Source organism: Amycolatopsis speibonae (genome assembly GCF_042647925.1).
Taxonomy (GTDB): domain Bacteria; phylum Actinomycetota; class Actinomycetes; order Mycobacteriales; family Pseudonocardiaceae; genus Amycolatopsis; species Amycolatopsis speibonae.
Genome location: NZ_JBHRWK010000022.1, coordinates 38,205 through 50,832 on the forward strand (window position 1 = coordinate 38,205; position 12,628 = coordinate 50,832).

Consider the following 12,628-nt stretch of genomic DNA (forward strand, 5'->3'; position numbering starts at 1 on the left):
CGGCTGTGACCGACGAATTGCTGCTAGAGGTGGAAGACCTCCACGTCGAATTCCGCACCTCCGACGGCGTCGCGACCGTGTTAAACGGGGTCGACTACTCCGTGCACGCCGGGGAAACCCTTGCCGTGCTGGGAGAATCGGGTTCGGGCAAGAGCGTGACCGCCCAGACGGTGATGGGCATCCTCGACAGCCCGCCCGCCGTCGTCACCGGCGGCGCCGTCCGCTATCGCGGCGAGGATCTGCTCACCGCCACCGAAGAGCGGCGGCGTGAAGTGCGAGGCGGGGAGATCGCGATGATCTTCCAGGACGCGCTTTCCGCGCTGAACCCCGTCTTCACCGTGGGATTCCAGATCGAGGAGCAGCTGCGCGTCCGCCTCGGGATGTCCAGAAAGGACGCTCGCAAGCGGGCGATCGAACTGCTCGACATCGTGCGCATCCCGGCCGCGGCCCGGCGGATCCGCGAGTATCCGCACCAGTTCTCGGGCGGGATGCGGCAGCGCGCGATGATCGCCATGTCGCTCGCGCTCGACCCCGATCTGCTGATCGCGGACGAGCCGACGACCGCGCTCGACGTCACCGTGCAGGCCCAGATCATGGACCTGCTGGCGGAGATCCAGGCCGAACGGCGGATGGGGCTGATCCTGATCACCCACGACCTGGCGGTGGTCGCCGAGGTCGCCGACCGGATCGCCGTGATGTACGCGGGCCGGATCGTCGAACAGGCCGACGTCACCGAGTTGTTCCGCTCGCCGGGGCACCCCTACACCGAGGCGCTGATGGCCTCGCTGCCGCGGCTCGACCTCAAAGGACAGACGCTGGAGACCATCAAGGGCCTGCCGCCGAGCCTGCTGAACGTCCCGCCCGGCTGCCCGTTCCATCCGCGCTGCCCCCGGGCGGAGAGCCGGTGCGAGACCGAGCGGCCGGCTCTGCACAGTCTCGGCTTCGGCAGGGTCAGCGCCTGCCACTTCGCCGACGAGGTGGTGAGCGGTCGTGTCTGAACCCATTCTGCGGGTCGAGAACCTGGTGAAGTACTTCCCGGTGCGAGCCGGGGTTCTCTTCAAGCGCACGATCGGCCACGTGAAGGCGGTCGACGGAGTTTCCTTCGATCTCATGCCGGGGGAAACCCTGGGTGTGGTGGGGGAATCCGGCTGCGGAAAGTCCACTTTGGCCCAGGTGCTGATGCGGCTGGAGGAACCTACGGGCGGGCTCGCGACCTTCGAGGGACGCGACATCTTCGCGTTGCGGGGAGCCGAACTCAGGAAGCTGCGGCGCGAGATCCAGATCGTGCTGCAGGATCCGTACACCTCGCTGAACCCGAGGATGACTGTCGGCGACATCATCGGCGAGCCGTTCGAAATCCACACCGAGGTGGCGCCGAAGGGTTCGCGGGCGGCGAAGGTGCGGGAGCTGCTCGACGTCGTCGGGCTGAACCCCGAGCACATCAACCGCTATCCGCACCAGTTCTCCGGCGGGCAGCGTCAGCGCATCGGGATCGCGCGGGCCCTGGCGTTGCGGCCGAAGGTCATCATCTGCGACGAACCGGTTTCCGCGCTGGACGTTTCGATCCAGGCGCAGGTGATGAACCTGCTCGGTGAACTACAGAAGGAATTCGGTCTTTCCTACGTGTTCATCGCACACGATCTGTCGGTTGTCCGTCACCTTTCCACGCGGGTCGCGGTCATGTATCTCGGCAAGATCGTGGAAATGGGGACGGAAGAGGAGATCTACGAACATCCGGCGCATCCCTATACGCAGGCGCTGCTTTCCGCGGTGCCTGTCGCGGATCCGGCGTTGCGCGGGCAGCGGCAGGTGATCCGCCTGGAAGGCGACGTGCCCAGCCCGCTGGATCCGCCGTCCGGCTGCCGGTTCCGCACCCGGTGCTGGAAGGCGCAGGACGTCTGCGCCGATCAGGAACCCGAATTGATCACGCGGGCGGGCGGGCATTTGTCCGCCTGTCATTTCGCGGAGGAGAAAACAGTCGTTCCCTGACTTTCGTAGGGACTTCGTTGATTAGCGGAGACCGCTGACGTAGTTTGCACGAATCCTTTCTTCAGGAGGCAGGAAGTGAAAAAGCCAAGATCTCTCGTGATCGCGCTCGCGGTACCGCTGTTCAGCGCGATCGTCGCTACTCCGGTCGCATCCGCGCAGCCGGCGCTTTCCGGTGCGGCGACCGAATTCTCCGTCCTGGCCCGTGAAGGCCAGAGTGTCGCGTCGGTGGAAAAGGCGATCCGCGCCGCCGGGGGTACCGTCGTGACCAGCAACACCGCGGTCGGCCTGATCACCGCGACCGCGCCCGCCAACGGTTTCGCCGAACGGGTCACCGCCGACCGCTCGGTCTTCGGTGCGGCCAAAGCGAAGCCGATCGGCGCCGCGCCGAAGAGCGACAAGGCGAAGGTCAAGCCGAACCTCGTCGAGAAGGAAAGCCGCGGTGCCGCGTCGGCCAAGAAGCCGGCGCAGCCGAAGACCGTCAGCATGGACCCGCTCGACGACCAGCTCTGGGGCCTCAAGTCGGTCCGCTCGGACCTTTCGCGCACCAAGCAGCCCGGTGACAAGCGGGTGAAGGTCGGCATCATCGACACCGGTGTCGACGCGAGCCACCCGGACATCGCGCCGAACTTCGACCGCGCGGCGTCGCGGAACTTCACGAAGGACATCGTCTCCGACGTCAACGGCGCGGTCGTCGACGGTCCGTGTGAATTCCGCGGCTGCGTGGACCCGGTGGACCATGACGACAACGGGCACGGCACGCACGTCGCCGGCACCATCGGCGCCGCCGCGAACGGCTTCGGCGTCTCGGGCGTCGCGCCGAACGTGACGCTGGTGAACATCCGCGCCGGGCAGGACTCGGGCTTCTTCTTCCTGCAGTCGACCGTGGACGCGATCACCTACGCCGGCGACGCCGGTGTGGACGTCGTCAACATGAGCTTCTACACGGACCCCTGGCTGTACAACTGTGCCGCGAACGCCGCGGACACGCCCGCGCAGCAGGCCGAGCAGCGCACCATCATCGAGGCCACGACGCGAGCGCTGAACTACGCGCACCGCAAGGGCGTCACCCAGGTCGTCTCGCTGGGCAACCAGCACAGCGACCTCGCCGCCCCGCAGCCGGACGCGTCCAGCCCGGGCTACCCGTCGAACAGCACGCACCCGAGGCAGATCGACAACAGCTGCCTCTCGCTGCCCGTCGAAGGCCCGCACACGATCGGTGTCTCGTCCTTCGGTCCTTCGCAGGCGAAGGCGGACTACTCGAACTACGGCGTCGAGCAGATCTCGGTCTCCGCGCCCGGCGGATACTTCCGTGACTACTTCGGCACCCCGTGGTACCGCACGGTCGAGAACGAGATCCTCTCGACTTACCCGCGCAACGTCGGCGTCGCCGAAGGCAACATCGACGCGGCCGGGAACATCACGCCCGCCGGTGTCACCGCCGGGATCCAGAAGGCGACCGCCGCCGACGGTCGCGTCGGCTACTACCAGTGGCTGCAGGGGACGTCGATGGCGTCGCCGCACGCGACCGGTGTCGCCGCGCTCATCGTTTCGCAGTACGGCAAGGGCTCTCGCGACTTCGGGATGGACCCGGACGCGGTGCAGCGGGTGCTCGAAGGCACGGCTTCGGACATCGCGTGCCCGACGCCGCGGACCGTCGACTACCTGAAGGAAGGCCGGGACGCGTCGTTTACCGCGACCTGCACCGGTGACGCTTCGTTCAACGGCTTCTACGGTCACGGTGCCGTGGACGCTTGGTCGGCCGTCACGCACGGTTCCCAATACCTGCGAGGCTGATCTTTCGGTCCTGAGAGTGCTATGAAAGGTCCTTTCCTTGCAAATTTGGCAAGGAAAGGACCTTTCATAGCGCGACAGGCTGGGCTATCAGGCGGCCCGCTCGGAGCGGACCACGGAGATGGCAGGCCTCGGGCGTCGTGCCGCAGCCTCGGCCGCAGCACGGAGCTCGGCGATGACCTTGTCCGGCTCGTCGCGTATCCGGGACGGCAACGTCTGCACGACGACGATCCCCGCAGCGGCATACCGATTGTTGCGGTGAAGAGTCTTCCGGTAGGCATCCCTGCCGAAATGGAAGGCATACGAATCGATTTCCCACGCCATGGCGAGTTCGTCGCACCATGAATCGGGCTTGCCGATGTAGTTGCCGAAGGCATCGTGAATCTTGACGTTCTGCTCGGCTGGGGGTAGTCCGGCTCTCTTCCAGATCGCCAGCGCCGCAGCCTCAGGTACTGACTTGACCTCGGCCGCGAGCTCTCGGAGAACGGCACGGGGAAGCGCTGTTCCACGTCTGCTGCCTGACCCGAGTTCAGCGCTCAGTTCGCCGACTGTGCACAGGCCGGTCTCGACTGTCTCGATCAGCAAGGAACGCACCGGGTCGAGATCGCGAATGCGCCTGACACCGTCCAGAACTGCTCGAGCCGGGGCGGCCAACGGCACCCCCTCGATCACGCGACGTTCTGGCATGTCGATCGTTCTTTCGATGATCGTGAACTTGACGCTTCGCACTTTGCGCTGCTGGGGAATGAGCACGTGAACGGTGCCGTGGGGCCCAGACTGTCGTAGGCCGTACCTTCGTGCGGCCTCGAAACCGGTGACGACCCCTAGGTCGCCCGTGAGCATCAACGCGGCTTCGACTCGTTGCCGAGCGGTCGGTTTTTCCTTCGAGAGAAGGACGATGCCTGGCAGCAGGTGAGTCCACCTACCGCCAGGCTGGCATCTTCGATACGAAGTACTCTGCGTAACTCCTAGTTTCTCCAGGGTCGCCACGCGGATGACTCCGTACCGGCTGTGTTGACGTAGGTATGAGTCCGTGAGCGGAGCTCTTGATAGGTACATGCTGACATGGTGATCGACAGGTCCGACAGAACTTGGTGCCGGAATGCTATGAAAGGTCCTTTCCTTGCAAAATTGGCAAGGAAAGGACCTTTCATGGCGCTTGTCGAGCGGAAGGAGAGTGCGCTACTTCCCCGAAGCGGCCTTGATGAACTTCGCCAGGTCCTTCGCCTGCCGCACCCGCGACTCCTCGTGCACGTACATCATGTGCCCGGCCGGGTAGTACGCCGTGTCGATGTTCTCCCGCAGTTCCTCAGGAATCTGCAGTCGCGCCAACACGTGCTCCGAAGCGAAGTAAGGCGTCGCGCCATCGTAGTGGCCGAAGGCGACATGCACCCGAAGGTGCGGGTTCGCCCGCATGGCCGACGCGAGTGAGTCCACAGAGGACACCGAGCGGCCCTCGAAGTCGGAGTACGACCAGGCTTTGAAGACGTCCGTCGAGAGGATCTCGTACGGCAGGTCGTTCTCGTAGCCGAGCTCGGCGCGCACGTAGTGGTTGAGCCCGCCCGTGTAGGCGCCGATGATCCGCGAGATCGACGGGTCGTCACTCATGTGCTCGCGGCCGCCGTCGGGTTCCCAGGTGGTGAACCGGCCGTCCATCCGGCCGACGGTGAGACCCTTGTCCCGCAACAGCTCGGTGAAGTAGCGAACGTGCTCGATCCGCAGGTTGACGCGGTCCACATAGGACTCGCTCAAACCGGTCAACGAAGCGAGCGTCGCCACCGCTTCGGCTCGATCCTGTGTGGACAGGCGGGCGCCGCGTGCGAGAGCCCAGGGGAGTTCCTTGGCCGCGAAGTCCTCGGCATCCGCGAGGACGTCGTCGAGTGGACGGTCGCCGTGGAGCCCGTGGTAGTGCGCGATGGCCGCGTACGTCGGCACGTAGAGCGAGTACGGCAGGTCGTTGCCCTCGGTGAACCGCAGGGTGCCCAGGTCCAGCACCGACGAGATCAGCAGGAGCCCGTTCAGGTACATCCCGTGACGTTCCTGCAGATGCGACGCCAGCCCGGCCGCGCGGAGCGTGCCGTACGACTCGCCCGCGAGGAACTTCGGCGAGAGCCAACGCTGCTCGCGCGACACCCAGAGCCGGATGACCTCGCCGATGGACTCGATGTCGGCGGTGAACCCGTGGTACTCCTTGGCCTTCTCGCCGTCCACGGCGCGCGAGTAGCCGGTCGACACCGGGTCGATGAACACCAGGTCGCTGTGCGCCAGCAGGGTTTCCTGGTTGTCGGTCAGCCCGTAGGGCGGCGCGACCGGGTCGTCGACGTCGCCGGACAGCACGCGGCGCGGGCCGAGCAGGCCCATGTGCAGCCAGACGCTCGCCGAGCCGGGGCCGCCGTTGAACGCGAAGGTGACCGGGCGCGTACCGGACTCCGTGTCGTCGAGCGTGTAGGAGGTCACGAACACCTCGGCCTTGGCCTGGTGGCCTTCCGACTTCCCGTCGGTGACGACCTCCTTCCGCAGCACGAGCCGCCCGGTCTGGGCCGTGTACGCGAGTTTGCGCCGCTTGAGTGTCAGCGTGTGCTTCGTGGTGACCAGGTCGTCGGTCGGCTCGACCTTGGTTTCCACCGACGGGGTGTCCTTCTCGTCGGTGGCCGTTTCATCGGGATTGGTGTCCGGCATGCCTCCAACTTACTGGCAGTCTGTACAGGTGGACATCGTCATGGCGCATGATCGCCCGAACACGCCCCGCGAGGCGGTCGAGATCCAGGAAACCCTTCGTGGCCTGGTCGATCTCGAGGATCGTTGTCCACAAGAGATCGTCACGGTCACCGGGCTGGACGTCGCCTACGACGAGGGCAGCGGCCTCATCGCCGCCGCGGCGGTCACGCTCGAAACCTCCGGATTCCGCGTCGTGGAAAAGCGGGCCGTCGTTTCCGAGGTCTCGTTCCCGTACGAACCGGGCCTTTTCGCCTTTCGTGAGCTGCCGCCCTTGCTCGAAGCCCTGTGCGCGCTCGACCTCACGCCGGACCTGCTGGTCTGCGACGGGCACGGGCTGGCCCACCCGCGCCGGTTCGGGCTGGCGTGTCACATCGGGGTCGTGACCGGCTTGCCGTCCATCGGAGTCGGCAAGACCCGGTTCATCGGCGAACACGACGAGCCCGGCGCGGAACGTGGCTCACGGGCACCGCTGCTGGACGACGGCGAGGTAGTCGGCACGGTTCTGCGCACCCGGGACGGCGTGAAGCCCGTCTATGTCTCCGTCGGCCACAAGATCTCGCTGGACAACGCATGCCGCCAGGTACTGCGGTTGTGCCCCGAGTTCCGCCAGCCGGAGACGACGCGGCACGCCGATCGCCTCGCCCGCGACGCGTTGAAAGAGGCGCTATGAGGTTCCGGTCCCTCGCCGAACTCGACGCCGAGGTCGTCGGCTGCCGCGCCTGTCCGCGGCTGGTCGCGTGGCGCGAGGAGATCGCCGTGGTCAAACGCGCGGCTTTCGCAGACGAGACCTATTGGGCCCGGCCAGTGCCCGGATTCGGCCCGCCGGACGCGTCACTGGCCATCGTCGGCTTGGCTCCGTCGGCACACGGCGCGAACCGGACCGGCCGCATGTTCACCGGCGACCCCTCCGGCGACGTCCTGTTCAAGGCGCTTCACCGGGTCGGTGTCGCTTCGCAGCCGACGTCGACCCGAATGGGCGACGGCCTCGAACTGCGGGGAACCCGGATGGTCGCCCCGGTGCGATGCGCGCCACCCGCCAACAAGCCCACACCTGAGGAACGGGACACCTGCCGATCCTGGCTCGCGGCCGAGCTCGGGTTGCTGAAACCGACGTTGAAGGCCGTCGTGGTGCTCGGCGCGTTCGGCTGGCAGGCGCTGCTGCCGGTGCTCGCCGAGGCGGGCTGGCCGGTGCCCGCGCCACGCCCGAAATTCGGCCACGGGGCCGAGGTGAGACTCGGCGACCTGCGTCTTTTCGGCTGTTACCACGTGTCGCAGCGCAATGTCCAGACCGGCAGGCTGACGCTGGACATGGTGTGCGACGTCCTGGCCTCCGCGACCTCGGTGGCCGGGCTGAACTGAATCGGTGCGGAAACCGTGGCGACGCTGGTCACAGCGGGATGGGGTACACGAGCGATCTCAGCTGATGGGTGCGACTATAGGGATATGGCTGGTGTTAAGTCGGAACCGACACGGATCCTCGTCCTCGGTGGTGGGTACGTCGGGCTCTACACGGCGTACGGGCTCCAAAAGATGCTCCGGGCCAACGAAGCGTCCGTGACGGTCGTTGATCCGCAGCCGCACATGACCTATGCCCCCTTCCTGCCCGAGGCGGCGGCCGGTGCGATCGAACCGCGGCACGTGGTCGTGCCGCTGAGGCGCGTGCTCAAGCGCTGCCACGTGCTCACCGCGCGCGTGACGAAGATCGAGCACGAGCGCAAGGCCGTCACGGTCGAGGCCGCCGACGGGCACGTCGAGCAGCTGAACTACGACGTTCTCGTGGTCGCGCTCGGAGCCGTCGCGCGCATCCTGCCGATCCCGGGCCTGGTCGAGGAAGGCATCGCCTTCAAGACCATCGGCGAGGCGATCTACCTGCGCAACCACGTCATGACGAAGCTGGACGAGGCCGCCAGCACGCTCGACCCCGAGCAGCGCAAGCGCCTGCTGACGTTCACCGTCGTCGGCGGCGGGTTCGCCGGTATCGAGGCTCTCGCCGAGCTCGAGGACATGACCCGCTTCGCGGTGGAGAACTACTACCCGAACCTCAAGGTCGAGGACATCCGCTGGGTGCTCGTCGAGGCGGCCGGGCGGATCCTCCCCGAGGTGCGCGAGACGCTCGGTGTGTACACCGTCGAGCAGCTCGAAAAGCGCGGCATCGAAGTCTATTTGTCGACAGCGGCGAAGTCGTTCGAGAACGGCCACGTCGTGCTCTCGGACGGCACCGAGTTCGACACCGACACGATCATCTGGACCGCCGGCGTGAAGGCGAACCCGGTGCTCGCGACCTCGGACCTGCCGCTGGACAAGCGCGGCCGCGTCGAGGCCACCGCCGCGATGCAGGTCGTCGGGCACCCCGACGTCTGGACCGCCGGTGACAACGCAGCCGTGCCGGACCTCTCGCGCACCGAGCAGGACCCGACCGCGACCTGCCCGCCGAACGCGCAGCACGCCGTCCGCCAGGCGCGCCTGCTGTCGAAGAACATCATCAAGGTGATCCGCGGCGGCAAGCCGAAGGACTACTACCACAAGAACCTGGGTGCGGTGGCCAGCCTCGGCCTGCACAAGGGTGTCGCCGACGCGCTGAACCTGAAGATCAAGGGCTTCCCGGCCTGGCTCTTCCACCGTGCGTACCACCTCAAGGCGATGCCGACCTGGAACCGCAAGATCCGCATCCTGTTCGACTGGATGCTCGGTGGCCTGTTCCGGCGCGAGGTCATCTCGCTCGGCCAGATCAACAACCCGCGCGAGGAGTTCGACAGGCTGTCGAAGTCCTGAGGCGGTAGCTCCGTGAAGGCCTCCTTCCCTACCTTGAGCGTAGGGAAGGAGGCCTTCACGGCGTTTGGAGTGTTTCGGTGCGCTCGCCACCGGCCTGACCCCGCCCGACCGGATCGATCCTCGGCTGGTCGACGAGAAGTTCGAGGAGTATCAGGCCGTCTGGAACGAACTCGGCCTTCGTTGGCTCGAATATCGGCGTACTGAAGCCGCGAGCTGAGGGCCATCGCCTAGGCTGTCTGTGCCCCGGTAGCCCAACTGGCAGAGGCAGTCGACTTAAAATCGACCCAGTGCGGGTTCGATCCCCGTCCGGGGCACAACCCAGTTCCGCTCTGTGGACGCGCTGGTCCGCGCGGACGGCCGCTGCCGACAATGACCCACATGACCGGAACCGGCCTGACCGACGAAGCCACCTACGACCGCACACGGCTCGCGCGGTGGCACGCGGGAGAAGCGCGAGCCGATGGGATATCGCGGCGCGGAATGCTTCGGCTGGCGGCCTGCGGCTCGCTCGCGCTGACGGCGTTCGGAACGCTTCCTCCGGAGACGGCGTCGGCGGCGGCACCGATCGTGAAGCCGTTGCCGCCGGAGATCTTCGAGGTCTACGGCACCAACGCGGAGACGCGCTGGGAGGCGCTGAGCGGTCAGGGCTATCTGACGCCGGTCGAGCGGTTCTTCGTGCGAAACCACACCGCCACTCCTTCGATCGACGTCGGCACCTGGCGCCTGAAACTCTTCGGAACCGGGTTGCGCGGTGCGCCGACAGCGGACAGGCCAATCGAGTTCACCTATCGCGATCTGCTCCGGTTGCCTTCGGAGACGATCACCGCCGCCGTCGAATGCGCGGGCAACGGCCGGAGCTACTTCACCAGCCAGCAAGGGCAGACAGTGTCCGGCACGGCGTGGAAGCTCGGCGCGATCGGGGTCGCGCGCTGGCGCGGCGTCCGGCTTTCCACCGTGCTGGCCAGGGCGGGGCTGACGCGGCACGCGGTGGACGTCCTGCCGGAGGGCCTGGACGCCGATTACATCACCGGCGGGGTCAATCTTGGCAAGGTGCGCCGTCCACTGCCGGTCGCGAAGGCGCTGCAGGACGTCTTGCTGGCCTACGAGATGAACGGGCATCCGCTCCCGCCGGACCACGGCCATCCCGTCCGGCTCGTCGTGCCGTCCTGGATCGGGATCTCGTCGATCAAATGGCTGGGGCGCATCGAAGTCTCGGAGACGCCGCTGGTGTCACCGTGGAACACGCGGTACTACCGGCTGCTCGGGCCGGACTATCCCGCCGAGGGCACGGTCGTGACCAGGCAGGTGGTCAAGAGCGCGTTCGAACTGCCCTGGAACGCGGAGTTCGCGGCCGGCGGCAGGCACGTCCTGCGCGGCCGATCATGGTCGGGCAACGGCAGGATCCGACGGGTCGAGGTCGACGCGGGCGACGGCTGGCGGCAGGCGAAGTTCGTGGGCGCGGCGGCGGATCGAGGCTGGCAACGCTGGGAGATCCCTTGGCGCCCCGGTGTTTCCGGCGTTCGGACCTTGCGGGCACGGGCCACGGACATCGCCGGTGTCACCCAGCCCGATGTCACCCCGCACAACACCCAGGGCTACCTGTTCGACGCCGTCGTCCGGCATCCGGTCCGGGTGGTGTGAGATGACGCAGTCGGTCGCGGTGAGCGGGGAGCCGACCGTCGAGCTGACCCTGGCGTTGCGGGTGAGCACCGACTCCGAGCACGCCGCCGCCATCGCCGCGCGCCTGCTCGAATCCTTTGAGGACACTGTCGGAGTGACGCTGACGGCACGGACTTTCCAAGCAGGTGAAACGAATTCCGGCCAGGTCGTCGAACTCGCCGGACGGCGGCGGCGCCTCGGTGACTCCGCGCCGCCCCTGCGCATCGAGCCGGACTCACGCCGGGTGCTGCTGTGCGGCGAGGTGCTGGAGTTCACCAGGCTGGAGTTCGACCTCCTGCTGTTCCTGAGCCGGAATCCGGACCGCGTCTTCGACCGTGTCACGCTGATGGCGCAGGTGCGGGGCCTGGCCGGCGGGAACGGGCGGACCGTGGACGTCCATGTCCGGAAGATCCGCGGGAAGCTGGAGCCCGCGCTGACGCCGATCACGACGGTGCGCGGGGTCGGCTACCGGTTCGACGGAGCAGGCCAGGTGCTCATCGCGGGCTGAGTGACGAGTCGGCGAAGTCCGGCTCTGCGGCTTCGGCCGCTTTGGACTCGGAGGCGGCCGAGGAGTTGTATCGAGCCACGGTCTTCCGGAGCTGGTCGGCGTACTGGTAGATCTCTTCGACCGTCGCGATGGGGATCCGTGTCTCCACCTTGTTTTCGTCAAAGATGCCGAGGTATTTCTTCGCGCGATTGAACCACAGCCGGGCGATGGGCTTGCGATTGTTGTCGTCCAGCAGCACACCGAAATAGGTCTTCGTGTCACGCGCGACGATCCTCGCCGCCGGGACTTCTCCGCAGACGATGGCTCGAACGATCCGGTATCCCTCGAGTTCTTCTTCGGTCGTGACCACATCGCCGTTGTTGTCACGCGGTCTTGTTTCCTCAGTCGTCGCAGGCGAGCCCTCAGCTGGAATGCCCTGCTCGGAAGGGTCGGACGCGCCAGTGGAAACACTGACGAACGAATCAGGTCCGCCCAGTGCGTTCTTCAAACGGTCGTTGACCTGCTCGTTGAGGAACTGGCGCGCCGCCTTGTCCACGAGCGGAGCGAACTGATCGCGAACTCGCTGGGTGAAGGACCCTTCGTAGACCCGGCCGGCCAAAAACTTCACCCACTCGTCCTCGGGTGTCTTGAACTGGGTCGCGAGGATCCGTTTGATCTGGCCGATGTACTTGAGTTCCTCGGCCGCGTTGATGACCGAGTCCAAGTTGAAGGACTCTTTGCTCAACTTCGCGAGTTCGGGGATCAGCGTGTCGTCGATATCCGAAAAGTCCAGTACCAGGAAGGGCTTCGCGTCCATCCGGTTCGGCGCGTCCAGGTCGGTGTAGAACTGGTACGTCTCGCCGTTCGTGAGGATGGCGATTCTCGCGTTCGTGACGGCGAAGTACCGAAAGAGCTGGGACGCGTGCTCGATGCGAAGCGGGTCGTTGATTTTCTTGGCTTCGACCAGAACCTGTACTTGCCCGTCGTGCACGATGGCGTAGTCGATCTTCTCACCCTTTTTGGTGCCGACGTCAGCCGTGAATTCAGGGATGACTTCGGCGGGGTTGAAGACGTCGTACCCGAGGACCGTGCTGATGAAGGGCATCACGAAAGCGTTCTTGGTGGCTTCTTCCGTCTGGATATCAGCCTTGTGCTTCCGGATCTTCAGAGCCAAAGCCTGTGCGCGCTCTGCGATCTCCATAGTGATGTCCT

The 12,628-nt window shown here is 66.2% G+C and carries 12 protein-coding genes and 1 tRNA gene; 10 read left to right on the forward strand and 3 right to left on the reverse strand.

Annotated elements, in window-relative coordinates; translation table 11 throughout:
* The first annotated feature begins 5 nt into the window (after positions 1-5).
* The 3 genes from ACFOSH_RS16105 to ACFOSH_RS16115 all read left to right on the forward strand — a co-directional run bounded on the left by ACFOSH_RS16105 (position 6) and on the right by ACFOSH_RS16115 (position 3,783).
* Entirely contained in the window at positions 6-998 is a 993-nt protein-coding gene (locus ACFOSH_RS16105; protein ID WP_378239702.1) for an ABC transporter ATP-binding protein, read from the forward strand.
* On the forward strand, positions 991-1,989 hold the full coding sequence (locus ACFOSH_RS16110; RefSeq protein ID WP_378239703.1) for an ABC transporter ATP-binding protein: 999 nt from the start codon (positions 991-993) through the stop codon (positions 1,987-1,989). The genes ACFOSH_RS16105 and ACFOSH_RS16110 overlap by 8 nt, the downstream gene beginning before the upstream one ends.
* A 75-nt stretch (positions 1,990-2,064) precedes the next feature.
* A complete protein-coding gene (locus ACFOSH_RS16115; protein WP_378239704.1) occupies positions 2,065-3,783 on the forward strand; it encodes a S8 family peptidase in 1,719 nt (572 codons plus the stop codon).
* A gap of 87 nt (positions 3,784-3,870) precedes the next feature.
* On the opposite strand, the gene ACFOSH_RS16120 is transcribed toward ACFOSH_RS16115, so the two are convergent.
* Positions 3,871-4,533 (reverse strand): hypothetical protein, encoded by a 663-nt coding sequence (locus ACFOSH_RS16120; RefSeq protein ID WP_378239705.1) that lies wholly within the window; start codon positions 4,531-4,533, stop codon positions 3,871-3,873.
* A 429-nt stretch (positions 4,534-4,962) separates the two neighbouring features.
* Positions 4,963-6,459 (reverse strand): S10 family peptidase, encoded by a 1,497-nt coding sequence (locus ACFOSH_RS16125; RefSeq protein ID WP_378239706.1) that lies wholly within the window; start codon positions 6,457-6,459, stop codon positions 4,963-4,965.
* Positions 6,460-6,487: 28 nt separating this feature from the next.
* Between ACFOSH_RS16125 and nfi the strand changes: the two genes are divergently transcribed.
* From nfi to ACFOSH_RS16160, 7 genes are all read left to right on the forward strand, one after another.
* Positions 6,488-7,168, forward strand: a complete 681-nt coding sequence (nfi, locus tag ACFOSH_RS16130) for a deoxyribonuclease V (RefSeq protein WP_378239707.1) — start codon at positions 6,488-6,490, stop codon at positions 7,166-7,168.
* A complete protein-coding gene (locus tag ACFOSH_RS16135) occupies positions 7,165-7,857 on the forward strand; it encodes a uracil-DNA glycosylase (RefSeq protein ID WP_378239708.1) in 693 nt (230 codons plus the stop codon). The genes nfi and ACFOSH_RS16135 overlap by 4 nt, the downstream gene beginning before the upstream one ends.
* 84 nt (positions 7,858-7,941) lie before the next feature.
* Positions 7,942-9,270 carry an NAD(P)/FAD-dependent oxidoreductase gene (locus ACFOSH_RS16140; protein WP_020631502.1) on the forward strand — a complete coding sequence of 443 codons (1,329 nt, stop codon included), beginning with the start codon at positions 7,942-7,944 and terminating at the stop codon, positions 9,268-9,270.
* Positions 9,271-9,334: 64 nt separating this feature from the next.
* Positions 9,335-9,487, forward strand: coding sequence for a hypothetical protein (locus ACFOSH_RS16145; protein ID WP_378239709.1), 153 nt, complete (start codon positions 9,335-9,337; stop codon positions 9,485-9,487).
* A gap of 23 nt (positions 9,488-9,510) precedes the next feature.
* Positions 9,511-9,584, forward strand: a tRNA-Leu gene (locus ACFOSH_RS16150).
* A 64-nt stretch (positions 9,585-9,648) separates the two neighbouring features.
* The gene (locus tag ACFOSH_RS16155; protein ID WP_378239710.1) at positions 9,649-10,911 is read left to right on the forward strand and encodes a sulfite oxidase; all 1,263 of its coding nucleotides are present in this window, start codon (positions 9,649-9,651) and stop codon (positions 10,909-10,911) included.
* A 1-nt stretch (position 10,912) separates the two neighbouring features.
* Entirely contained in the window at positions 10,913-11,437 is a 525-nt protein-coding gene (locus tag ACFOSH_RS16160; RefSeq protein WP_378239711.1) for a winged helix-turn-helix domain-containing protein, read from the forward strand.
* Here ACFOSH_RS16160 and ACFOSH_RS16165 read toward each other — a convergent pair.
* Entirely contained in the window at positions 11,424-12,617 is a 1,194-nt protein-coding gene (locus ACFOSH_RS16165) for a type I restriction endonuclease (protein ID WP_378239712.1), read from the reverse strand. The genes ACFOSH_RS16160 and ACFOSH_RS16165 overlap by 14 nt on opposite strands.
* Between the last annotated feature and the right edge of the window lie 11 nt (positions 12,618-12,628).

Coding starts and splice junctions, on each gene's coding strand:
- ACFOSH_RS16135 (WP_378239708.1), top strand. CDS start 7,165: ATGAGGTTCCGGTCCCTCGCCGAACTCGACGCCGAGGTCGTCGGCTGC.
- ACFOSH_RS16125 (WP_378239706.1), bottom strand. CDS start 6,459: ATGCCGGACACCAATCCCGATGAAACGGCCACCGACGAGAAGGACACC.
- ACFOSH_RS16165 (WP_378239712.1), bottom strand. CDS start 12,617: ATGGAGATCGCAGAGCGCGCACAGGCTTTGGCTCTGAAGATCCGGAAG.
- ACFOSH_RS16140 (WP_020631502.1), top strand. CDS start 7,942: ATGGCTGGTGTTAAGTCGGAACCGACACGGATCCTCGTCCTCGGTGGT.
- ACFOSH_RS16160 (WP_378239711.1), top strand. CDS start 10,913: ATGACGCAGTCGGTCGCGGTGAGCGGGGAGCCGACCGTCGAGCTGACC.
- ACFOSH_RS16155 (WP_378239710.1), top strand. CDS start 9,649: ATGACCGGAACCGGCCTGACCGACGAAGCCACCTACGACCGCACACGG.